Origin of the sequence: Saccharopolyspora sp. NPDC049426, from assembly GCF_040676935.1 — a bacterium.
In the GTDB taxonomy this organism is placed as follows: domain Bacteria; phylum Actinomycetota; class Actinomycetes; order Mycobacteriales; family Pseudonocardiaceae; genus Saccharopolyspora.
Genome location: NZ_JBFAPZ010000002.1, coordinates 288,679 through 309,991, shown reverse-complemented (window position 1 = coordinate 309,991; position 21,313 = coordinate 288,679). Strand labels below are relative to the sequence as shown.

Here is a 21,313-nt window from a genome sequence, read left to right as displayed (position 1 = left end):
CCATCACCCCGAGATGTGGACCGAGGAGTCGGAACCGTAGATCGCCAGGTCCAGCAGCAGGTCGACCAGCATCACGCCGATCAGCGAGCCACGCACCGCCTTCCCCACCGCCTGGCCCACGCCCGCCGGGCCGCCGGTGGCCGCGAACCCGTGGTAGCAGTGCACCGACATCACCACGACCGACATGGCCAGCGCCTTGACGAACGACCACAGCAGGTCCGACGGCACCAGGAACGCGCTGAAGTAGTAGTCGTAGGTGCCCCCGGACTGCCCGTACGCGACGGTCACGACCAGCCTCGTCGCGGCGAACGAGCCCAGCACCGCCAGCGAGTACAGCGGGACGATCGCGACGAACCCGGCGATGATCCGGGTCGTCACCAGGTACGGGACCGACCGGATCGCCATCACTTCCAGGGCGTCGATCTCCTCGCTGATCCGCATCGCCCCGAGCTGCGCGGTGAACCCCGCGCCGACCGTCGCCGTCAGCGCCACCCCGGCGATGACCGGCGCAGCCTCCCGGGTGTTGGCGTAGGAGGAGACGAACCCGGCGAGCGCCTCGACCCCGACGTTGGCCAGCGAGGAGTAGCCCTGCAGGCCGACCTCGACGCCGATGGCGGCGGTCATGAACACCACGATCACGACCGTCCCGCCGATGACCGCGAGGCCACCGGTGCCGAGGCTGACCTCGGCGATCAGCCGCAGCACCTCGCGCTTGTAGCGCGCCAGCGCGGTGGGCACCGAGGCGTAGACGCGGCCGTGGAAGACGACCTGGCGACCGGTGTCCTCCAGCTTGCGCAGCGGTACCCGGATCACCTTGGCCCGCTTGGATTCGCCGATCGCCACGGCTAGCTCCCCACCTGCAGGAACACGGCCGTGATCAGCGAGTTCGCGGCGAACAGCAGGATGAAGCTGAACACGACGGTTTGGTTCACCGCATCGCCCACGCCTTTCGGCCCGCCCTTGGCGTTGAGTCCGAGGTGGCAGGCGACGAGTCCGGAGAGCAATCCGAAGACCGCCGCTTTCAACTCGCTCACCAGAAGATCATCGATTCCGGTCAGCAGCGTCAGATTCGCGAGGAAAAGGCCCGCGCTCGCGTTCTGCACGAGCACCGAGAAGAGGAAGCTGCCCGCCAATCCGACGAAGGTGACCAGCCCGTTGAGCGAGAGGGCCACCACCGTGGAAGCGAGAACCCGGGGAACCACGAGGCACTGCACCGGGTTCAGGCCCATCACGCTCATCGCCGCGATCTCGTCGCGGATCTTCCGCGCTCCGAGATCAGCGCAGATCGCCGTCGCACCCGCTCCGGCGACGACCAGGACGCTGACCATCGGCCCGATCTCCCGCACCACCGCCAGACCCGCGCCGGCCCCGGCCAGGTCGGCGGCACCCAGCTCGGTCAGCAGCTGGTTGAGCTGGAAGACGACGATGACGCAGAACGGGATGGCGACCAGCAGCGTCGGCACCACCGACACGCTCACGATCATCCACGACTGCTGCAGGAACTCCCGGAGCTGGAAGGGCCGCCGGAATCCGTGGCGGAACACCTCGACCGACATCCGGTAGAACGACCCGATAGGAGCGCTGATCCTGGCCGGTCCGGGAACAGCCATCGACCGACCTCCCCTCGGGCAAGCGGAAATCTACGGCGACGAGGAATCGCTCCAGCGGCGAATGACGGGAGAACGACGCCCGGAAAGGCACGTGCACGAGCGGAAATCGGCTTCGGCTGGCTTCGTGGTGCGGACGATAGTCGCATCGCACAACCCCACCGTCAACAACCCGGAAGCGAAACACCGCCCAGCAGAGGGAAAACCGAACCCACCCACTGCTCCGACAAGGTGAAATTCCGATCAGCGCTGCTCGTCGGCCCGGACCCACCCGTTCAGCGGCAACCAATCCCTCGAAAAGCGCTAGCTGTCCGCACGATCGCCAACGGATGATCAACCAGTGGATTATGGGGGCTCAGCAGAAGACATCGATACCGGTTATCTGCCCGCACAGGACAGTTTCGTCACTCACGCGGGCGCGGACCTGTGCGCAGAGCTGCGCGGACTGGGCACTCGCGCCAGCTTCGACCGCAACGAACTGTTGCTGCTGGTCGATCGGCCGAGTGATCACGTCCTGCTCATCGAGCGCGGATTCGTCAAGGTCCAGCTGGCGGGCAATGGTCGCGACCTGATCGCGGGTCTCTACGGCAAGGGCGAACTCATCGGCGAGCAAGGCGTGATGGAGTCGAAGCCCCGCAGCGCCACGGTCGTGGCCCACACCGCTTGCGAGGCGACGAGGATCCACCACCGCGACTTCAAGGAATTCCTGCGGCGGCATCCCGAGCTGCCGCTGATCCTCGGTCGCATCGCGTACGAGCGCCTGCACCGGGCAGATCAACGCCAGATCAACCTGGCCTCGCAGGACGTGCCCACCAGGGTGTGCCGTCAGCTCCTCGCGTGGGGCCAAGCGCTCGGCGAACGGACCCGCGACGGCGTGGCCATCAGCGGCTTGAGCCGCAAGGACCTGGCTCAGTGCGTCGGCGCCGGCGAGGCGACCGTGGACGCGGCGTTGAAGCACCTTGGCGACCGGGGCTTGCTTCGCACCCGCCGACTGACCTTCGTGCTGCCCGATCCCCACCTCCTCCGCGGCTACCTGCGCACTCGTCCGATCACGTGAAGTAGTCGAAAGAACACGCGCATCTCCCTGATTTCAGGGAGATGCGCGTCGTTCTACTCGGCAAGACTCCGTTCACCCACCCAGAGTGACGGAACGGAGTCGACCCTTGCGCCGAACGAATGATCCAACGCTGATGCCCGAGCACTGCGCCCTGCTGACCGTGGACACGATCGAATCTGGCGGGACGAGGCCGGAACACCTCGGCACGATTCCCCATCTCGTCGAGACGATCGTGGCGGAGGCCTCGCGCGAGGTCGGACTGGCCGAGGACGTGCACCGCAACGGGCAGTTCGGCGGCGACGGCTTCCTGCGGGCCTACCCGAGTCAGTACCTTCCCGCGCTGATCCACCTGGTCGCCTCGATCGACGCGCTGTTGATCGGTCACAACCTGTCGGCAAAGCCCGAGATCCGGCTGCGCATCGCGTTGCACCTCGGTCCCTTGCCTGCTGAGTTCGGGCTGTACCGGCCCAACATCGACGTCTGCCGTCTCCTCGAAGCCGACGAGTTCCACGCGCTCGTCAAGCACTGGCGTTCGTCCCTGCCCGCCGACCGGTTCACCACGGCGCTCATCCTGTCCGACGACGCACACCGAGCGGTCTTCGGCGGCGACTACACCCGGGCCATCACCCGCCACGACTTCGGGCCGATGAACATCAAGCACAAGGAGTTCGACCAGAAGGCCTGGGTGCGCATCGCAGGTGTCAACCCCGCACAGCTCACCGAGCCGCCTCGCGAGACGCCGCCGAACTCGTCGGGACCTGTTGACGACAAGCGCTCCGCCGGCCACTCGATCAGCAACAGCGGGGGCAATCAGGGTATTCAGATCGCAGGCGACCGCAACCACGTCGAACGGCAGCCGCGACAGGTCCACGTCACGAACTACACCGGCGAGAACAACTACGGCATCAGCGCAGGCCAGATCAACGGGTCGGTCAACTACAACACCCCGGAGTCGCGATGAGCAACGTCGAAACACCGGAACGCACTGCGGGTCCCGACACCACGTCCTCGAAGAACGACGTGGGGAAGCACGACTCCGCGAGCACGGTCAACAACGAAACGAAGACCAACAACGGCGTCAACGTCGGCCATGTCAGCGGGTCGGTCAACTACAACAACTACACGGGTTCGGCGTTCTCCAAGCCGGAGCTGCACGACTTCCGCGTTTCCGACCACGATCTGGAACGCGCCAAGAATCACTTCGTTCCCTGTCCGGGGTTCGACGATGCCCTGGCCACCCTGAAGAAGAGCAATCTCGTTCTCTTGCGAGGTAAAGGCACCGGCAGGTCGCTGGCGGCGATCCGGATACTGGTCGACTGCGGTGCGCGCACGATTTCACAGCTCAACGTACGTCGTTCGTTCGACAGCATCACCGACGAACAACTCGACAGCGACGGCGGGTTCATCTGGCAAGGAACCGAATCGCAGTGGCAGCAGAAGATCGCGTCCCGCACGGCCGAGCGCGTAGCAACCTGGGCTCAGCGGAATCAGTGCTACATGGTGGTCATCATCGACGAGGTGTTGGAGGTCGGCCTGCAGAAGTTCGAAAGCACCCTCGGTCGACCCGACTCCACCGAGGTGGCGAGGGAGTTCCTTCGATCGCACCCGGATTGCCCCACGGATCTCGTCGACACGATCCTCACCGAGGACTTCCGCGCACATCTCCGCGAGGACTCCGCGCCGAACGAGGCGGAATTCGTGGCCATCCGCGCGTGGGACGTGCACGAGGGCGAGCGAGAGCTGGAGCCCGCGCTGGCCGATCTCTCACGCGAAGGCCAGTACCTGGTAGCAGACTGGTTCCACGAGGATCGGTCGACGATCGAGTACGCCATGCTGGTCGCGATCTCCGTCTTCACGAACCGCGACTACGGCGACGTGATGAGCGCCGCCGAGGAGCTGGAGGAGATGATCGCCAAGGCGGACAATCCGGAGGACAAGCGTCTCAGACAGCGGAAGATCTTTGACTTCAGCAAGAGCGTCATCCTCAGCAGCTTGAACGCGACGACGACGTGGCATCCCCATGCCAAAGGGGCCAGTCTCTTCCGAGAGACCGTCCACTTCAGACGGTCCGACTGGGCGAAGTGGGCCTTCCGCCGAGCCTGGCTCGAATACGACCTGTTCCGCCCGGTGATCGTGGATTGGATGGCGCGCCAAGCCAAGAACGGATTCCAATGGTACTGCGCGAAGGCCTTGCACGACGTCATCACCGGTCTTCCCCACACCGACCCGTTGGAACACATCAAGACGCTCGCGAGCAAGCAATCTCTGACTTCCAACGAACTCGCCGCAGAGCTCCTGGCGAGGTTCGCCGACGATCCCGGCACGAAGGACTTCGTCGAACCGCTCGTACGGACCTGGTGCACGGGATCGCGCTTCCACCGCAAGTGGACTGCCGCTCTGGTGTACGCCACCGAGCACGGCGTGCGTGATCCGGAGCGAGCGATGACCCGGCTCGAGACGATCGCTCGAAGCGATGCCCAACTTGTTCCGGCCGTCAAAGTCGCGGTGACCTCGCTGCTGAGCCGACCGGCCAACCGCGAGCTGATCCTGCGTGCGCTGGTCAAGTGGACGCGCCCGCACGGCCACCGCCGCGACGCCGAACAGCTGGCCAATCTCCGCTCCGTCGGGCTCGACTGTGCGCAGGCCGCGCTCGGTCTCACCGACCCGAAGCACTACCTGCAATCCCTCCCCAAGCAGGAGAACCCAATCCTCATCGACCCGCACCCGTGGCTGGTCGCGCGACTCTTCCGGCGCGTCTTCCTCGATCAGCAGACGCGCAAGTCATCACTGCGAGCCTTGCTCAGCCTGTGTGAGCAGTGCGAGAAGAACCCGCGCAGCGAGCGAGCACGTGGCTTGGCGCAGTTGGTCGCGACCGTAGCCCCGGACCTCCACCGGCACGATCACCATCCGCTCTTCGACGACTGGAAGACGGAGTACCCGGGCAACTCCGGCCGGGTCGATCGTGCCTTCAGTACCGTGCAGTTGCTTCATCAGAGGTACGCGTTCCCTCGGAACTCCGCATAGCGGTGTGCGAGTCCTCGGAGTCGTGGAGGCGGGAGAGTTCTGCTGGGAGTTCTGTGCGCTTGCGGACGTTGAGCTTGCGGTAGACGCGGGTGAGGTGCTGTTCGACGGTGCTGACGGTGATGTAGAGGCGGCGGCCGATCTCGCGGTTGGTCTGGCCTCGGGCGGCGAGTTCGGCGACCTTGCGCTCCGCCTCGCTGAGCAGCGGGGTTCCCGCCGGGGTGGGTGCGAGTTCGGGGCGGGCCGCGTCGAGGGCGTCGCGGAGCCGGTGGGACAGGACGTCGGCCTGGCACGCCTTGGCCATCTGGTCGGCCTTGCGCAGCACCAGGCGGGCGTTGCGGAGCTGTCCGAGCTCGCTGTGGGCCTGGCTGAGGTCGGCCAGCGCGCGGGCGAGTTCCAGCCGGTCGCCGCAGCGCTCCAGCAGCTGGATGGCTTCGCGCAGGGCCGCGACGCGCTGCCGGGGTTCGCTGCAGGAGGCCAGGACGCGCAGTGTGATCGCGCGGATGCGCACGCCGCCGGAGGTGCCGGCGAGCTGCTCGGCGACGAGTTCGCGGGCTTCGCGTCTCCTGCCCAGCAGCAGGTAGGTCTGGGCGAGGTCGCCGCGCCACGGGATCGTCGTGGGGATCGCCGGGTCACCGCCTCGCATCCGGGCGGAGATCCGTTCGAAGGCGTCCAGCGCCGCGAGGGTGCGTCCGCTGGTCAGGTGGTGCCTGCCGGTGGCGTGCAGGTGGCGGATGCCGAAGGTGGTCGCCGCCATCTCGTCCGGGACCGGGCGGGTGAGCAGTTCGGCCGCGGTGTCGTGCCTGCCCAGCGCCGAGTTGACCAGGATCAGCGTGGCCAGCGGCAGGCCCACCAGCACTCCCCACGTCTGCGGGTGCAGCAGTCGCAGCGCCTCCTGCGCGTGCGCCTCGGCGGCGATGAGGTCTCCGCGGCGCCACGACATGTCGGCGCGGACCGCGCCGATCAGCGCCCGCCCGGTGGTGGCTCCCTGCCTGCGGGCCTGGGCGGTGAGCGCGTCGCACCAGTGCCGGGACCGTTCGACGTGGCCCGCGTGGTCCAGGGCCAGCACCGCAGCCGAGGCCGCTTCGGGCAGCACCTCGCCCGCGCAGCTCTGCAGGACGTGCTCGGCGGCGCGCAGCACCTCCCCCGGCGATTCCCTGGTCCACGCGCGGACGAGACCGGCAGTGGTCTGCCACGAGGCATCTCCGCTGGTCAGCGGTTCCACGTCGAGGGAGCGGCCGTGGATCCACTCGGCGGCGATGCGCAGTTCGGCGGCCGCGCGGGGATGAGGTTCACCGTCGTGCGCGCGCGTGCCGCGCAGGAGCTCTCCCGCCGCGCCCGGATCGCCCTGCCAGAGCCGCAGGCGGGCCACCGGGACGGCATCCCGCCAGCACAGGTCCCTCCGGTCGGCGAGCGAGCCGAGGTGGCGGGCGGCGATGGCGGGGTTGATGCGCCAGGCCGCGCGGACCAGGGCGGCGCGCAGCTCGACGCGCTCGCCGTCGCCCTCGGACGCGTTCAGGGCGAGTTCCAGGCAGCCGACGGCGAGTTCGGGATCGTCCACGAGGGACTGCTCGGCCGCGAAGCGCAAGGGGCGCATCGCCCAGCTGCCGGGTACGGCACCGGCCGCGGTGAGGTGGCGGGCGATCTCCACGGCCGGGGCTCCGCGCCGGTGCAGCAGTTCAGCGGCTCGGGCGTGCAACCTGGCCGCGTCGGCCGGGGCGAGGCTTTCCAGCAGGACGTCGGGATGGCGCAGGCGGTGGTCGCGGAGCAGCCCGGCGGCGTTGAGCGCGTCGAGCACGGGACGGACCGAGCGCGCGGTCATCGCCAGCAGCTCGGCGACGAGGGCCGGTGACGCCGAATCACCCAGCACCGCAACACCTTCGGCCACGGCGAGGAAGTCCTCGTCCCAGCGGGTCAGGCAGTCCAGCACGGCCCGGCGGAAGTGCGGGCCCACCACGAGCTCGTCCTCCAGCAGTGCCTTGAGCAGGAACGGGTTTCCGGCGCTGAGCTCGAACGCGGTTGTGGCGCATCCTCCTTCGACGCCGAGCATCTCGGCGACACCAGCGGCCGTCAGCGGGCCGAGGTCGATCCGGTGATCGGGCTGGCGGGCCAGCTCCGCGTGCGGGGATTCGCGCGCCAGGTTCGGGCGTTCCCACTCGGTCAGCACCAGCAGCACGCGCGAGGAGGCGATCCTCCTGCGCAGGTAGAGCAGCGCCTGCTGCGACTCCGGGTCGGCGAAGTGCACGTCGTCGACGGCCAGCACCACTGGGCGCTCACCGCCCGCTTCCAGCAGCAGCGCGCCGACTTCCTCCAGCGAACGGGCGTCCAGCGGCGACTCGGCGAGATGGGCCACCCGGTCGCGCACGACGGGTGCCGCTCCAGCGAGCAGCTGGGCCACCACGCCCAGCCGCAGCGCGCGCTCAGCGCGCGAACCCACCGCGCGCAGCAGCGTCGCCCGCTCTCCGAGGAGATCACCGAGCGCGTCCAGCAGTGCCGTCTTGCCCGTGGCCAGCGCGCCGCCGATGAGCACGACACGGCCCCTGCCCCGCTCGCAGTCGGCCGAGGATTCGGATAATCGGGCTAACTCGCTGGTTCGTTCGGTCAACATCGGTGACTCCGCAGTTCACACTCGCGCAACGGTTCTCGGCTCGTGACCGATTCCGTCGCGCTCAGCCGCCGCCTACACCGCTCCGACGTCGCCGGCGCCGGGGCGGTTCCGCGACGACCGCGAAGTCCCGATTTGCTTCCCGAACGAAAATCATCCGGACGTGACCGCAGGCCACGCCCGAACGCACCTCACCTCCGCGAGAGGGCCTTCTGCAGCTCCTCCTTGGTCATCTTGGAACGGCCTTCGATCTTCTCCCTCTTGGCGTCCTCGTAGAGCTGCTGCTTCGTGCGGCCGCCGGGACCTTGCCGTTTCCCCGAGCGCTTGCCGCCGCGCCGCTGCGGAGGGATGTCCTCAGTGGAGACCTTGCTGCGCTGCTTGGCCGTCCCCTTCTGCGCGCGCTCCTTGTTCACCGTCCGGGCGGCGATCTCCTCCGCTCGGCCCTCGCTGGAACCGCGCTTCTTGGTGCCCTGCTTGATGTGCTCGTACTGGCGCTCCTCCTTGGAGTTCCACGCGCTCTGGGGCATAGCTTCCCTCCCGTCACGGGCGTCTGGTGACCAAGACCTACCCGCACGCCCGAACGGGCAAACTCACCTCGCCACCGAGTCGAGATCCCCGAGCAACGCTCCAGGCCAGAGTGCCCGAACACCCCGGTAATCGGGAACCTGATTACCGGGGTGTTCGGGTGTGGTGGTGGGAGGCGGTGGTGTGCGGGCGGGGCGGGTTCGTCGGGAGGAGTTAGGGGGCGGCGTCCGCGTTGCGGAGGATGCGGGCCGCTTCGAGGGCCAGGGGGTCCATGCCCAGGGGCGGGGAGTCGGCGAGGCGGTCGAGCTCGGCCCTCATCCTCGGGTCCCAGAACATCTTGATGTGGTGGGCCACCTCCCGCGCCGCCTGGCGGGACGGGAGGTGCGCGAACTGGATGGCGATGTCGTTGGCCATCCGCACCTGCGGCGAGACGTCGGCGCTCATGACTCGCTCAACACCGCCTTCCGCTGCTCGGCGTCGGCCTTCTCCCCGCTGGTCTCCCTGGCGACCTGCACGGCGGTGACCTTGTACTCCGGGCAGTTGGTGGCCCAGTCGGAGTTCTCGGTGGTCACCACGTTCGCGCCGGTCACCGGGTGGTGGAACGTCGTGTACACCACGCCCACCGGCATCCGGTCGGAGATCTTCGCGCGCAGCGACGTCGTGCCGACCCGGCTGGACAGGTTCACCACGTCGCCCGAGGAGATGCCCCGGTCCTCGGCGTCGTGCGGGTGGATCTCCAGCACGTCCTCCGGGTGCCAGGCGACGTTGGCGGTGCGGCGGGTCTGCGCACCGACGTTGTACTGCGACAGGATGCGCCCGGTGGTGAGCACCAGCGGGAACCTGCGGGTGCTGCGCTCGCGGGTCGCCACGAACGGGGTGAGCACGAACTTGCCCTTGCCGCGCACGAACTCCTCGGCGTGCATGATCGGCGTGCCCTCGGGCGCCTTGTCGTTGCACGGCCACTGCACGCTGCCCAGCTCGTCCAGCTTGTCGAACGAGACTCCCGCGAAGGTCGGTGTCACCGAGGCGATCTCGTCCATGATCTCGCGCGGGTGGTCGTAGTGCATGTCGTAGCCCATCGCCTGGGCGATCTCGCAGGCCACCTGCCACTCGTCCTTGCCGCTCTTGGGAACCATCACCGGGCGGACCCGGTTGATCCGCCGCTCGGCGTTGGTGAACGTGCCGTCCTTCTCCAGGAACGAGGTGCCCGGCAGGAACACGTGCGCGAACTTGCTGGTCTCGTTGAGGAACAGGTCCTGCACCACGACGAGTTCCAGCGCCGACAGGGCCGCCGCGACGTGCTGGGTGTTGGGGTCGGACTGGGCGATGTCCTCGCCCTGCACGAACAGACCCCGGAAGCTGCCGTCGACGGCGGCGTCGAACATGTTCGGGATCCGCAGCCCCGGTTCGGGCAGGATCGGGCGCTCCCAGAGCTTCTCGAACACCTCGCGGACCGCGTCGTCGGCGACGTGCCGGTAGCCGGACAGCTCGTGCGGGAACGAACCCATGTCGCAGGAGCCCTGCACGTTGTTCTGCCCGCGCAGCGGGTTGACGCCCACGCCCTCGCGGCCGATGTTGCCGGTGACCATGGCGAGGTTGGCCATGCCCATCACCATCGTGGATCCCTGGCTGTGCTCGGTGACGCCCAGCCCGTAGTAGATCGCGCCGTTGCCGCCGGTGGCGTAGAGCCGCGCCGCCTCGCGGACCTGCTCGGCGGGAACACCGGTGATCGACTCGACGGCTTCGGGGCTGTTCTCCTCGCGGGCTATGAACTCCGCCCACTCGTCGAAGCCCTCGCAGCGCGAGGCCACGAACGACTCGTCAGTCAGCTCTTCGGTGACCACCACGTGCGACAGCGCGTTGACCAGCGCGACGTTGGTGCCCGGGGCGAGCTGCAGGTGGTGGGAGGCCTCCACGTGCGGGCTGCGCACCAGGTCGATCCGCCGCGGATCGATGACGATCAGCTTCGCGCCCTCCCGCAGCCTGCGCTTCATCCGGGAGGCGAACACTGGGTGCCCGTCGGTCGGGTTGGCGCCGATCACCACGATCACGTCGGACTCCGCCACGGACCGGAAGTCCTGCGTGCCCGCCGAGGTCCCGAAGGTCTGCTTGAGGCCGTAGCCGGTCGGCGAGTGGCAGACGCGGGCGCAGGTGTCGACGTTGTTGTTGCCGAACGCCGCGCGCACCATCTTCTGCACCACGTAGACCTCCTCGTTGGTGCAGCGCGAGGAGGTGATGCCGCCGATGGTGTTGGCGCCGTGCCGGGCCTGGATGTCGCGGAACTTCTCGGCGACGTAGGAGATCGCCGTCTCCCAATCGGTTTCGCGCCACTCGTCGGTGGTGCGCTCCCGGATCATCGGGTTGAGCTGCCGGTCCGGGTGGGTGGCGTAGCCGAAGGCGAAGCGGCCCTTGACGCAGGAGTGGCCCTCGTTGGCGCCGCCGCCCTTGTACGGCACCATCCGCACCAGCTCGTCGCCGCGCAGCTCGGCCTTGAACGAGCAGCCCACACCGCAGTAGGCGCAGGTGGTCAGCACCGAGCGGGTCGGCATGCCCAGGTCGACCACCGACTTCTCCTGCAGCGTGGCCGTCGGGCAGGCCTGCACGCACGCACCGCAGGACACGCAGTCGGACTCCAGGAACGGGTCACCCGCACCTGCCGCGACCTTGGAGTCGAAGCCGCGCCCCTCGATGGTCAGCGCGAAGGTGCCCTGCACCTCGTCGCAGGCCCGCACGCAGCGGGAGCACACGATGCACTTCGAGGCGTCGAAGTCGAAGTAGGGGTTGCTGCTGTCGGTAGGCGCGTCGAGGTGGTTGGTGCCCTCGTAGCCGTAGCGGACCTGGCGCAGGCCAACGACGCCGGACATGTCCTGCAGCTCGCAGTCGCCGTTGGCCGAGCAGGTCAGGCAGTCCAGCGGGTGGTCGGAGATGTAGAGCTCCATGACGCCCTGGCGCAGCTTCTCCAGCCTCGGCGTCTGGGTGCTGACCTTCATGCCCTCGGCGACCGGTGTGGTGCACGAGGCCGGGGTGCCCTTGCGGCCGTCGATCTCCACCAGGCACAGCCGGCACGAGCCGAACGCCTCCAGGCTGTCGGTGGCGCACAGCTTCGGGATGTCGGTGCCGGACTCGGCCGCGGCGCGCATCACCGAGGTGCCCTTCGGCACCGTGATCGGCACGCCGTCGATCTCGACGGTGACGGTGGCCTCCCCCGCCCTGGCCGGGGTGCCGTAGTCGGGTTCCTTCAGCAGACCCATCGCCTACTTCGCCTCCTTCAGGAAGTCCTCGGGGAAGTGCGTCAGCGCGCTGCGCACCGGGTTCGGGGTCAGCCCGCCCATCGCGCACAGCGATCCGTCGGTCATCAGCTCGCACAGGTCACCCAGCACGGCGAGGTTCCCGTCGCGGTCCTGACCACCGACGATGCGGTCGACGACCTCGACGCCGCGCACCGCGCCGACCCGGCACGGGGTGCACTTGCCGCAGGACTCCTCGGCGCAGAACTCGAACGCGAAGCGCGCCATGGCCGCCATGTCCACGGTGTCGTCGAAGACGGTGATGCCGCCGTGGCCGAGCATCGCCTGCGCCTCGGCCAGCGCCTCGTAGTCCATCGGCAGGTCGAACCGCTCGGGCGGCACGTAGGAACCCAGCGGCCCGCCGATCTGCACCGCGCGCACCGGCCGCCCGGATCGGGTGCCGCCGCCGTAGCCGTTGACCAGCTCGTCGATGGTGATGCCGAAGGCCGACTCGAAGACGCCGCCGCGCGCGATGTTGCCCGCCAGCTGGAAGACCTGCGTGCCGCGCGAGCGCTCCACGCCGAGCTCGGCGTAGGGCCGGCCGCCGTCGGCGAGGATCGCCGGGACGCTGGCCAGGGTGAGCACGTTGTTGACCACCGTGGGCTTGCCGAACAGCCCGGTGATCGCCGGGATCGGCGGTTTGGAGCGCACCATGCCGCGCCTGCCCTCCAGGCTCTCCAGCATGGAGGTCTCCTCGCCGCAGATGTAGGCACCTGCACCGACGCGCACGAACAGGTCGAACGTCAGATCCGATCCGAGCACTCCCTCACCGAGCCAGCCGACCGCGTAGGCGGCGTCGATCGCCCGGCGCAGGGCGCGCACGGCGTCGGGGTACTCGGAGCGGACGTAGATGTAGCCCTCGGTGGCGCCGACCGCGTGGGCGGCGATGGTCATGCCCTCGATGAGGCAGAACGGGTCGCCCTCCATGAGCATCCGGTCGGCGAAGGTCCCGGAGTCGCCTTCGTCGGCGTTGCAGCAGATGAACTTCGCGGGCCCGTCGGCCTTGAGGACGGTGTTCCACTTGATGCCCGCGGGGAATCCGGCGCCGCCGCGGCCGCGCAGACCGGAGGTGGTGACCTCTTCGACGACCTCGGCGGGTGCGGCGGCCAGCGCCGCGCGCAGTCCGCGCAGGCCGCCGTGCGCCTCGTAGTCCGATGTGGACAGAGGGTCGGTGACGCCGACACGGGCGAAGCACAGCCGCTGCTGGTCTCGCATCCACGGCAGGTCCTCGACCACGCCCTGGCACAGCTCGTGATCGGCTCCGCGCAGCATGCCGGCGGCCAGCAGTTCCGGCACCCTGCCCGGGGTGACGGGGCCGTAGCCGACGCGACCGCGCTCAGTCTCGACCTCGACGAGCGGTTCGAGCCAGAGCATTCCGCGAGACCCGTTGCGCACCAACCTGATCGGTTCGTCGGCCGCCCGCTGGATGGCCGCGGCCACGTCGTTCGCGCCGACCGAGACCGACGCGGAGTCCTGGGGTACGTAGACGGTGATCACGCGTTGCCCTCCGCGAGGATCTCGACGAGCCGGCTGCGGTCCACCCGGCCGTGCAGCTTTCCGTTGATCTGCGCGGAGGGTCCGAGCGCGCAGTTACCCAGGCAGAACACCTGGTCGAGGGTGACCGAGCGGTCGGGGGTGGTCTGGCCGACCTTGACGCCGAAGACCTGCTCGGCGTCGGCCACGAGCCGTTCGGCGCCGACCGACTGGCACGCCTCGGCGCGGCAGATCTTGACCGTGGTGGTCCCCGCGGGTTCGGAGCGGAAGTCGGTGTAGAAGGAGATGACTCCGTGGACGTCGGCCCGCGAGAGGTTGAGCTCTTCGGCCAGGACCGGAACCACCTGCGGATCGATCCAGCCGAACTCCTGCTGGAGGTGGTGCAGGATGGGAAGCAGGGCTCCGCGCTCGCCCCGGTGCGCTTCGACAACGCCGCGCACGCGTTCCGCTATCGTCATCTGCGGCTCCACTCCGTTGTAGATTGGGTCTACCGTCGCGCCGCGTCGCCCAGAGTTCAACGCACACGTTTTTATGCATCGATAAGCACCACGTATCGATGTGCACTCCGCGTCACCGAAATTCCCGCATCTTCGCTGGACAGGGCCTTTTTGCGGACTATTTTCGCGCTTCTTCCGGCCTTTTCGGGCACGCTGCGACACTGCCACTACCAGCGTTTTCACCCATACGCGTCAGCTCAAGATCGTCTTTTCCGGCGCCGCAGGCAGCGCCGCTGGTCTTCGCTCCTCTACCGCTCGTGCGAGCTCGTCGCGCACTCGTCCCGCCCGGCTTGCCCAGGTGTCACGAGTGCGCCTAACTTGAAATTCCAGCGCGGAATTCGGGAATTGTCGCCCGACCCACCCGGCTCCCGCTGCGGCCGGAAACCGCAACCGGCCGAGACGAACGTGAGGAGAATGCGATGACGTGGGAAACCCCTGAATACACCGTGATCGACGTCTGCGCCGAGGTCACCGGATACCTGCACCGCGCCGACGAGGACTGAGCCTCCGCTCCCACCACGCGGCTCGAACAGCAGCGAGTGCCGCAAGGGCCTCACCGCATCCCGGTCGAGGGCCTTGCGGCACCGTCGTCAGCGGGGCCGGTGCGAGCGCCGGCGCCACCGGAGCTCCGGCGGAAGGAGTGGAGTCGATGCCCCCGGCCACGCATCGAGTCCGAGTGTGCCGACTGCACGAGTTCCCGCCCGGAACCGTGCGACGGCTCAACACGCTCCCGCCGGTCGTGGTGTTCAACGTCGCCGGGCGGCTCTACGCGATCGACGACGTGTGCTCGCACGCCTGGGCGGTCCTCAGCGAAGGCCACTTCGACGGCACGTCGCTGGAGTGCCCGGTGCACCTGTCCCGCTTCGACGTCCGCAGCGGAGAACCCCTCTGCCCTCCGGCCACCGAACCCCTGCGCACCCACGAGGTCGAGATCTCAGGGGACGAGGTGGTGGTCCACGTCGACATAGGCCGCCCGCTGTGACGCCCCGGAAACCGTTCCTGAACTCGTCTTTGCATGGCGGTGCGGCGACGCGCTCGCACGCGGTTCGAGAGCCCGTCTCAGAAGACCACCACGGAGCGCAGGACTTCCCCTCGTTCCATCTTGGTGAAGGCGTCCTCGACCTCGTCGAGGGTGATCTCCTCGGTGACGAACTTGTCGAGGGGCAGGCGGCCCTGCTGGTGGAGGTTGGTGAGCATCGGGAAGTCGCGGCTGGGCAGGCAGTCGCCGTACCAGGAGGACTTCACCGCGCCTCCTCGCCCGAAGACGTCCAGCAGCGGGAGCTTGATCTCCACCTCCGGGCTCGGCACGCCCACCAGCACCGCCGTGCCCGCCAGATCGCGGGCGTAGAACGCCTGCTCGAAGGTCTCCGCCCGGCCGACGGCGTCGATGACGACGTCCGCACCGTTGCCGCCGGTGAGCGACCGGATGGCGGCGACCGCGTCGGTCTCGGCGGCGTTGACGGTGTGGGTGGCTCCGAACTCCTCGGCCCAGGCGAGCTTCTTCGGGTCCCGGTCCACGGCGATGATCTTCTCCGCGCCGGCCAGCGCCGCTCCGGCGATCGAGCCGTCCCCGACCCCGCCGCAGCCGATCACGGCCACCGAATCGCCGCGCGTCACGCCTCCCGTGTTGATCGCCGCGCCGATGCCGGCCATGACACCGCACCCGAGCAGCGAGACCACGACCGGCCGCGCGGCCGGGTCGACGCGCGTGCACTGACCGGCGTGGACGAGCGTGCGCTCGCTGAACGCCCCGATCCCCAGCGCCGGGGACAGCTCGGTGCCGTCCTCCAGCCGCATCGGCTGCTCGGCGTTGTTGGTGTCGAAGCAGTACCAGGGCTTCCCGCGCGAGCAGGCGCGGCACTGGCCGCACACCGCGCGCCAGTTCAGCACCACGAAGTCGTTCTCGGACACGTCCGACACACCGGGACCCACCGCTTCGACGACACCGGCGGCCTCGTGGCCGAGCAGGAACGGGAAGTCGTCGTTGATGCCGCCTTCCCGGTAGTGCAGGTCGGTGTGGCAGACACCGCAGGCCTGCACCCGCACCAGCACCTCGCCGGGTCCGGGTTCGGGCAGGTCGATCCGCACCACCTCGACCGGTTCGCCCTTCCCCCGTGCGATCACCGCGCGCGACTTGATCATCTGCTGCATCCTCTCGGCGAGAAGGTCGCCGGTGGCGGCGAAAGCGGTCGGGGACGCCTCGCACCGCCACCGGCGTGGCCCGACCCGGCACGCCGAGTCGGGACCGGTCCGTTCCGACCACCCTCGCGCGCCGGTTCCGGAGTGGACAACGAATCCGGTACCGGCGGTGGATGATCAGGCACGAACGGCGGGATTCCGGTGACGAAACGCGGTCACTCCGCGGCCGCGCGCGGGCGGCGGTAGACCGGTTCGGGCGCCGAGGCGGGTGTCTCGTTGGCGCGGTCCACCGCGTCCTGCACGAGGTGGTGGTCCGGCGAGTACGTGCACACCGGGTCGGTGCGCGAGGCATCACCGGTCAGCGCGAACGCCTGGCACCGGCAGCCGCCGAAGTCGATCTCCTTGCGGGAGCAGCTGCGGCACGGCTCCGGCATCCAGTCGGTTCCCCGATATGCCTGGAACGCGGGCGATTTCGCCCAGATCCAGTCGAGCGGGTGCGCCATCACCGACGGGAAGTCGAGGGTGTCGATGTCGGCGGCGACCGGGCACGGGTACACCGAGCCGTCCGGCGCCACGGTCAGCGCGGTGCGCGCCCAGCCGCCCATGCACGGCTTCGGGTAGAGCTCGTAGTAGTCCGGCAGGATCCACAGCAGTTCCATCCGGCCGGCGAGCTCGGCCTTGCGCCGCTGGTAGACCTTCTCCGCCGCGGCGAGCTGTTCGCGGCTGGGCAGCAGCAGGTCCCGGTTGCGCAGCCCCCAGCCGTAGTACTGGGTGTTGGCCAGTTCGAGCCGTTCGGCTCCCCACGACTCGCAGACGTCGATGATGGAGTCGAGCCGGTCGAGGTTGAGCCGGTGCAGCACGACGTTCATGTTCAGCGGCAGCCCGGAGTCGACGATGATCCGCGCGGCCTCGCGCTTCTTGTCGAAGCGCTTGGTGGCGGCCACGAGTTCGCTCGCCTCGGCGGTGTCGCCCTGGATGCTCAGCTGCACGCTGTTGAGCCCGGCCGCGACCAGCGACTTCGCCCGTTCCTCGGTGAAGCCGAGACCGCTGGTGATCAGGTTGGTGTAGAGCTCGCAGCCGCGCGCCTCGGCGATCAGCTCGGCGAGGTCACCGCGCACCAGCGGCTCACCGCCGGAGAAGTGCACCTGCACCACCCCGAGGTCGGCGGCCTCCCGGATCACCCGGAGCCAGTCCTCGGTGCCGATCTCCTCGTCGCGCTGGCGCAGTTCCAGCGGGTTGGAGCAGTACAGGCAGTGCAGCGGGCACTGGTGGGTCACCTCGGCCAGCAGCCCGTAGGGCGCGGGGGTCATCCGGACACCACCCAACCTTGGTCGCGCGCGTCGTTGAGGAACGTCAGCACGTCGTCGATGAGCCCGGTGGCGCCGAACTCCTCCTCCAGCCGGTCGACGAGCTCCCGCACGGTCCGGGTCCCGTCGCACAACCGCAGGATCGCCGCGCCCGAGGTGTTGAGCCGCACCACGCGCTCCGGCAGCAGCAGCAGGTCGGCGTCGCGGACCTTGTCGCGCTTGAGCATCGCCTTGGGCACCAGGCGCGGTGTGCTCCCGGCGTCCATCACTCGACCTTGCCGTGGGCGAGCTGCACCGCGTCGAGCAAGGTCCACAGCACGTCGCACTTGAACTCCAGGGCGCGCACGCACGCCTCCTGCTGCTCCCGGGTCCGGGCGTTGTCGAGCACCAGCCCGAGCAGGTGCGCGATGTCGGCGGGCTGCTGGGTCAGCCGGGTCCGGAAGTACTCCAGGCCGCGCTCGTCCAGCCACGGGTAGTGCTTCTGCACGTCGACGATGCGACGGCTGAGCAGGTCGGGCGCGAACAGCTCGGTCATCGCCGAGGCCACCGCCTCCAGCCACGGCTTCTGCCTGCAGAAGTCGACGTAGGCGTCCACGGCGAAGCGCACGCCGGGCAGCACGGTGCGGGTGTCGTAGAGCTCGTCGCGGGTCAGGCCGACGGCTTCGCCGAGCCGAACCCAGCGCTCGATGCCGCCTTCGACCTCGGGGGTGCCGTCGTGGTCGGTGATGCGCTTGATCCACTTCCGGCGTTCGGCGCCGGGCAGCTTGGTGAGGATGAAGGCGTCCTTCACCGGCAGGTTGATCTGGTAGTAGAAGCGGTTTCGCACCCAGCCGCGGAACTCCTCCTCGGTCAGGTCACCGGCGTGCATCCGCTCGTTGAACGGGTGCAGGTGGTGGTAGCGCGCCTCGCCGACCGCGCGCAGCTCCGCCTCGAACTCCTCCGACGACCAGGGCCTCATAGTTCGACCTCCAGACCCGCACGTCCCACCTCGATGCCCAGCGCCGCGAGTTCTGCTCGCTCGGCTGATCTCTCGTCGAGGATGGGATTGGTGTTGTTGACGTGGACGTAGATCTTGCGGCGGGCGGGCAGCGCGGCCAGGTGCCGAGCCGAACCGTCCGCGCCGCTGACGGGCATGTGCCCCATGGACCTGCCGGGCCGATCACCGGTTCCTCGACGGGACATCTCGTCGTCGGTCCAGAACGTGCCGTCGACGAACACGCAGTCGGCGTCGGCGACCTGCTCGGCGAAGTGCTCGTCCCAGCTTGGCACGGTCGGGGCGTAGACGGCGGTTCCACCGCTCACCTGGTCGTGCAGCACGTAGCCGGTCTCCCAGTCGCCGGGCCCGGCGTGGTGCCCGACGTAGCGCGGCGGTTTGCTCCCGGTGGCGAACGCGGTCACCTGGAGCCGTTCGTCGAGATCGATCGGCTTGCCGATGTGCACGGTCCGCCACCGCACGTCGGCGTAGTCGGAGACCAGGTCTCGCACCGGGAAGTGGTCGGTGAGCGCGGCCAGCACGGGTGTCGTGCCGAAGACCTCCAGCGACGAGCCCTCCCGGAGCACCAGCAGCCCGATCGTGTGATCGAACTCGGCGTCGGTGAGCAGCACTCCCGCCACCGGCGTCTCCCGCGTCCCGGGGCCGGGGTGCAGGCTGGGGTCGGCGTTGATCTGGTGGTGAACGTCGGGTGTCGCGTTGAGCAGGAACCAGCGGTCACCGGTGCCGGAGACCGCGAGGCCCGCGTGCGCCGAAGCGCGCTCCGGCGCGGTGCGGACCTCGCGGCATTCGGGGCACGCGCAGTTCCACTGCGGGTACCCGCCACCTGCCGCGACTCCCAGGCAGTGGACGAGCACGGCCGTCAGCGCTGGTGGTGGTAGCCGGTGACTTCGGCGCAGACGTCGATCACCGTGTACTCAGGGGTCTCCCAGGTCATGATTTCCTCCTCGGTTCCGCGTTCCAGCAGTTCACAGCCTCAGTGATCAGTCGCTGCGGTGACAACCGATCGCCGACCGGCGGCGCGGAACTCCCAACGAACGGCATGGCCGCGACGACGAGCGGTGCACCTCGAGCTTGCGCCCGATCCCGTCGTCCGGCAGCGCGGTCGCGCCGGTCAGACGCCCAGCAGGCGGCGGATCTCCGGGGCGTGGCGCCGGGAGACCGGAACGATCTCGGGCACGCGGGGGTCGGTGACGAGGAACAGCTCGCCCTTGGTGCCGCGTTCGACCTCGGCGACCCGGCGGAGGTTGACCAGGAAGCGGCGGTGCACGCGGCGGAAGCCGTGGCGGCTCAACGCCTGGTCGACGTGGTCCAGACCCCTGGTGGCGGCCAGGATCCGGCCGCGGTCGGTGCTGAGCCAGACGGTGTTGCGGTCCGCTTCGGCGTAGCGGACCTCCGAGGGCGCGAGCAGCACCAGGCGGTCGTTGCGGACGCCGATGACCCGGGGCGGCATGGGCACGGCCGCACTCTCGCCGGCGCGGCCATAGGGCTCGCCTTCCTGCAGCCCGAACGCGCAGAGCATCCCGACCACGCGGTCGGCCTCCGTGATCGGCCGAAGCGTCGCGGGAACGGCGCCGTCACCGGCCACCCCCAGCTGGGCGTATCCGCTCCACTGTGGATCCTGCGCCGCTCGTCCCGCCGCCCAGCGCACCACATCGGACAGTTCGGCGATGTCCGGTCTGGACCGCTCGGCGGGTTCGACCGCGCCGCGCGAGGCCGGCGCGTCGGTGGGAAGGCGGAGCATGGACAGGGCGGCGTCGTTGGCCGCGACGACCTGACCGCCCCGGTCGAGGGCGACCAGCGGGCCGCTGTGGTCGGTGCGCTCCTGCTTGAAGGCCGCGCACACCCGCTTGGCCTCGCCGACGGCTCTGCGGTGGATCTCCTGCTCGATGCAGGACGCGGCCTTCTGCAGCCACCCCGGCACCTCCGGGGAGAGCGTCGCGCCCCAGCGGGAGATGTTGATCGAGGCGATGGCCGAGCCGGTCACCACGTCGCGGATGGCGATGCCCGCGCACGCCCACTGGTGGAAGCCCTCGCACCAGTGCTCGGCGCCGGTGACCGTGACCGGGCCGGCGACCTCGAAGGACGTGCCCATCCCGTTGGTGCCGGTGCACTGCTCGGACCAGGACGACCAGGGAGCCATGTTGGACATCTCCGCGCGGCGGCGGGCCGACGGGTCGCCCCAGGTGCCGAGGATGCGCCCGGAGCCGTCGGTGACCGCGACGACCCCGCCGTCGAGTTCGACGTCCCGCCCGGCAAGGGCGCCGAGCCCGCCGAGCTGGGTGAAGATGACGTCGTTGTCCGGCCCTTGGTCGTGGTAGCCGGGGGCCGGCGGAGCGGCGTCGAGCGCGGGGTCCACTTCGTACTGATCGCGGCAGCGGTACCAGGAGGCGAGGATGTCGGGCCGCACGTCGGAGGTGATGTCCTCCCCGGTCGCGAACGCCTCCCACGCCCTGGTGACCTTCGACGCGGTGGTCAGCGAATCTCCGCCAGGCGTGCTCGACGCGATTCCCAATTGCGGGACCAAGCCGGCCATCACGACCTCCTCGTCGCACGACGCATCCGTCATCGACCCTGCGGATCGTGACCCCGGTCACGCTAATGGGCGTTAACGTTCGGAGGCAAGGACGGCCATCCACTTGCAGCAGTCACCGCGAGTGCGGTTGATCTAGTCAACCGCGGAGGAGAACCACCGATCGGGCGTTCCTCGGACGCCGAATCCGCCCGCCGGACATCAACTTTCACGATTCCGCACTCCCCTCTCCCCGCATCCCCCGCCGGGG

Annotated in this window: 19 protein-coding genes; 4 read left to right on the top strand and 15 right to left on the bottom strand. The window is 69.2% G+C overall.

Going from position 1 to position 21,313, the window contains the following annotated elements; translation table 11 throughout:
• Positions 1–3: 3 nt before the first annotated feature.
• Complete coding sequence (locus AB0J78_RS04590) at positions 4–843, bottom strand: ABC transporter permease (RefSeq protein WP_363786929.1); 840 nt, start codon at positions 841–843, stop codon at positions 4–6.
• A 2-nt stretch (positions 844–845) separates the two neighbouring features.
• Positions 846–1,610, bottom strand: a complete 765-nt coding sequence (locus AB0J78_RS04585) for an ABC transporter permease (RefSeq protein WP_363786927.1) — start codon at positions 1,608–1,610, stop codon at positions 846–848.
• Between the two features lie 337 nt (positions 1,611–1,947).
• Between AB0J78_RS04585 and AB0J78_RS04580 the strand changes: the two genes are divergently transcribed.
• The 3 genes from AB0J78_RS04580 (at position 1,948) to AB0J78_RS04570 (ending at position 5,688) form a co-directional block, all read left to right on the top strand.
• Positions 1,948–2,664, top strand: a complete 717-nt coding sequence (locus AB0J78_RS04580; protein WP_363786925.1) for a Crp/Fnr family transcriptional regulator — start codon at positions 1,948–1,950, stop codon at positions 2,662–2,664.
• Between the two features lie 133 nt (positions 2,665–2,797).
• Positions 2,798–3,625 carry a hypothetical protein gene (locus AB0J78_RS04575; protein WP_363786923.1) on the top strand — a complete coding sequence of 276 codons (828 nt, stop codon included), beginning with the start codon at positions 2,798–2,800 and terminating at the stop codon, positions 3,623–3,625.
• Positions 3,622–5,688, top strand: coding sequence for a hypothetical protein (locus tag AB0J78_RS04570; protein ID WP_363786921.1), 2,067 nt, complete (start codon positions 3,622–3,624; stop codon positions 5,686–5,688). Before AB0J78_RS04575 ends, AB0J78_RS04570 begins: the two co-directional genes overlap by 4 nt.
• Here AB0J78_RS04570 and AB0J78_RS04565 read toward each other — a convergent pair.
• The 6 genes from AB0J78_RS04565 to AB0J78_RS04540 form a co-directional block, all read right to left on the bottom strand.
• A complete protein-coding gene (locus AB0J78_RS04565; protein WP_363786919.1) occupies positions 5,633–8,293 on the bottom strand; it encodes a LuxR C-terminal-related transcriptional regulator in 2,661 nt (886 codons plus the stop codon). The two genes, AB0J78_RS04570 and AB0J78_RS04565, sit on opposite strands and share 56 nt — an antisense overlap.
• A gap of 188 nt (positions 8,294–8,481) precedes the next feature.
• Complete coding sequence (locus AB0J78_RS04560; RefSeq protein ID WP_363786917.1) at positions 8,482–8,817, bottom strand: plasmid stabilization protein; 336 nt, start codon at positions 8,815–8,817, stop codon at positions 8,482–8,484.
• 211 nt (positions 8,818–9,028) lie between these two features.
• Entirely contained in the window at positions 9,029–9,259 is a 231-nt protein-coding gene (locus AB0J78_RS04555; protein WP_363786915.1) for a formate dehydrogenase subunit delta, read from the bottom strand.
• On the bottom strand, positions 9,256–12,066 hold the full coding sequence (fdhF, locus tag AB0J78_RS04550) for a formate dehydrogenase subunit alpha (RefSeq protein WP_363786913.1): 2,811 nt from the start codon (positions 12,064–12,066) through the stop codon (positions 9,256–9,258). The genes AB0J78_RS04555 and fdhF overlap by 4 nt, the downstream gene beginning before the upstream one ends.
• Positions 12,067–12,069: 3 nt before the next feature.
• Positions 12,070–13,599 carry an NADH-ubiquinone oxidoreductase-F iron-sulfur binding region domain-containing protein gene (locus AB0J78_RS04545; protein ID WP_363786911.1) on the bottom strand — a complete coding sequence of 510 codons (1,530 nt, stop codon included), beginning with the start codon at positions 13,597–13,599 and terminating at the stop codon, positions 12,070–12,072.
• On the bottom strand, positions 13,596–14,054 hold the full coding sequence (locus AB0J78_RS04540) for an NAD(P)H-dependent oxidoreductase subunit E (RefSeq protein ID WP_363786909.1): 459 nt from the start codon (positions 14,052–14,054) through the stop codon (positions 13,596–13,598). Before AB0J78_RS04540 ends, AB0J78_RS04545 begins: the two co-directional genes overlap by 4 nt.
• A gap of 688 nt (positions 14,055–14,742) precedes the next feature.
• Here AB0J78_RS04540 and AB0J78_RS04535 point away from each other — a divergent pair.
• Positions 14,743–15,075 carry a bifunctional 3-phenylpropionate/cinnamic acid dioxygenase ferredoxin subunit gene (locus AB0J78_RS04535; RefSeq protein ID WP_363786907.1) on the top strand — a complete coding sequence of 111 codons (333 nt, stop codon included), beginning with the start codon at positions 14,743–14,745 and terminating at the stop codon, positions 15,073–15,075.
• Positions 15,076–15,152: 77 nt separating this feature from the next.
• On the opposite strand, the gene AB0J78_RS04530 is transcribed toward AB0J78_RS04535, so the two are convergent.
• The 7 genes from AB0J78_RS04530 to AB0J78_RS04500 form a co-directional block, all read right to left on the bottom strand.
• Entirely contained in the window at positions 15,153–16,244 is a 1,092-nt protein-coding gene (locus AB0J78_RS04530) for an S-(hydroxymethyl)mycothiol dehydrogenase (protein ID WP_363786905.1), read from the bottom strand.
• Between the two features lie 203 nt (positions 16,245–16,447).
• Complete coding sequence (pqqE, locus tag AB0J78_RS04525; protein WP_363786903.1) at positions 16,448–17,542, bottom strand: pyrroloquinoline quinone biosynthesis protein PqqE; 1,095 nt, start codon at positions 17,540–17,542, stop codon at positions 16,448–16,450.
• Entirely contained in the window at positions 17,539–17,805 is a 267-nt protein-coding gene (pqqD, locus tag AB0J78_RS04520) for a pyrroloquinoline quinone biosynthesis peptide chaperone PqqD (RefSeq protein WP_363786901.1), read from the bottom strand. Before pqqD ends, pqqE begins: the two co-directional genes overlap by 4 nt.
• On the bottom strand, positions 17,805–18,497 hold the full coding sequence (pqqC, locus tag AB0J78_RS04515; protein WP_363786899.1) for a pyrroloquinoline-quinone synthase PqqC: 693 nt from the start codon (positions 18,495–18,497) through the stop codon (positions 17,805–17,807). The genes pqqD and pqqC overlap by 1 nt, the downstream gene beginning before the upstream one ends.
• Positions 18,494–19,387: a pyrroloquinoline quinone biosynthesis protein PqqB gene (gene pqqB, locus AB0J78_RS04510; protein ID WP_363786897.1), complete on the bottom strand. Its 894-nt coding sequence runs from the start codon at positions 19,385–19,387 to the stop codon at positions 18,494–18,496. Before pqqB ends, pqqC begins: the two co-directional genes overlap by 4 nt.
• Before the next feature lie 5 nt (positions 19,388–19,392).
• Complete coding sequence (gene pqqA / locus AB0J78_RS04505) at positions 19,393–19,467, bottom strand: pyrroloquinoline quinone precursor peptide PqqA (protein WP_132679065.1); 75 nt, start codon at positions 19,465–19,467, stop codon at positions 19,393–19,395.
• Positions 19,468–19,644: 177 nt separating this feature from the next.
• Positions 19,645–21,066 carry a LytTR family transcriptional regulator DNA-binding domain-containing protein gene (locus tag AB0J78_RS04500; protein ID WP_363786895.1) on the bottom strand — a complete coding sequence of 474 codons (1,422 nt, stop codon included), beginning with the start codon at positions 21,064–21,066 and terminating at the stop codon, positions 19,645–19,647.
• Positions 21,067–21,313: the final 247 nt, after the last annotated feature.

Excerpts from the sequence above, each read along its gene's own strand:
- AB0J78_RS04530 (WP_363786905.1), bottom strand. The coding sequence starts at position 16,244 with ATGCAGCAGATGATCAAGTCGCGCGCGGTGATCGCACGGGGGAAGGGC.
- fdhF (WP_363786913.1), bottom strand. The coding sequence starts at position 12,066 with ATGGGTCTGCTGAAGGAACCCGACTACGGCACCCCGGCCAGGGCGGGG.
- pqqE (WP_363786903.1), bottom strand. The coding sequence starts at position 17,542 with ATGACCCCCGCGCCCTACGGGCTGCTGGCCGAGGTGACCCACCAGTGC.
- pqqD (WP_363786901.1), bottom strand. The coding sequence starts at position 17,805 with ATGGACGCCGGGAGCACACCGCGCCTGGTGCCCAAGGCGATGCTCAAG.
- AB0J78_RS04575 (WP_363786923.1), top strand. The coding sequence starts at position 2,798 with ATGCCCGAGCACTGCGCCCTGCTGACCGTGGACACGATCGAATCTGGC.
- AB0J78_RS04535 (WP_363786907.1), top strand. The coding sequence starts at position 14,743 with ATGCCCCCGGCCACGCATCGAGTCCGAGTGTGCCGACTGCACGAGTTC.
- pqqC (WP_363786899.1), bottom strand. The coding sequence starts at position 18,497 with ATGAGGCCCTGGTCGTCGGAGGAGTTCGAGGCGGAGCTGCGCGCGGTC.
- AB0J78_RS04540 (WP_363786909.1), bottom strand. The coding sequence starts at position 14,054 with ATGACGATAGCGGAACGCGTGCGCGGCGTTGTCGAAGCGCACCGGGGC.
- AB0J78_RS04565 (WP_363786919.1), bottom strand. The coding sequence starts at position 8,293 with ATGTTGACCGAACGAACCAGCGAGTTAGCCCGATTATCCGAATCCTCG.
- AB0J78_RS04500 (WP_363786895.1), bottom strand. The coding sequence starts at position 21,066 with ATGGCCGGCTTGGTCCCGCAATTGGGAATCGCGTCGAGCACGCCTGGC.
- AB0J78_RS04570 (WP_363786921.1), top strand. The coding sequence starts at position 3,622 with ATGAGCAACGTCGAAACACCGGAACGCACTGCGGGTCCCGACACCACG.
- AB0J78_RS04555 (WP_363786915.1), bottom strand. The coding sequence starts at position 9,259 with ATGAGCGCCGACGTCTCGCCGCAGGTGCGGATGGCCAACGACATCGCC.
- AB0J78_RS04560 (WP_363786917.1), bottom strand. The coding sequence starts at position 8,817 with ATGCCCCAGAGCGCGTGGAACTCCAAGGAGGAGCGCCAGTACGAGCAC.
- AB0J78_RS04585 (WP_363786927.1), bottom strand. The coding sequence starts at position 1,610 with ATGGCTGTTCCCGGACCGGCCAGGATCAGCGCTCCTATCGGGTCGTTC.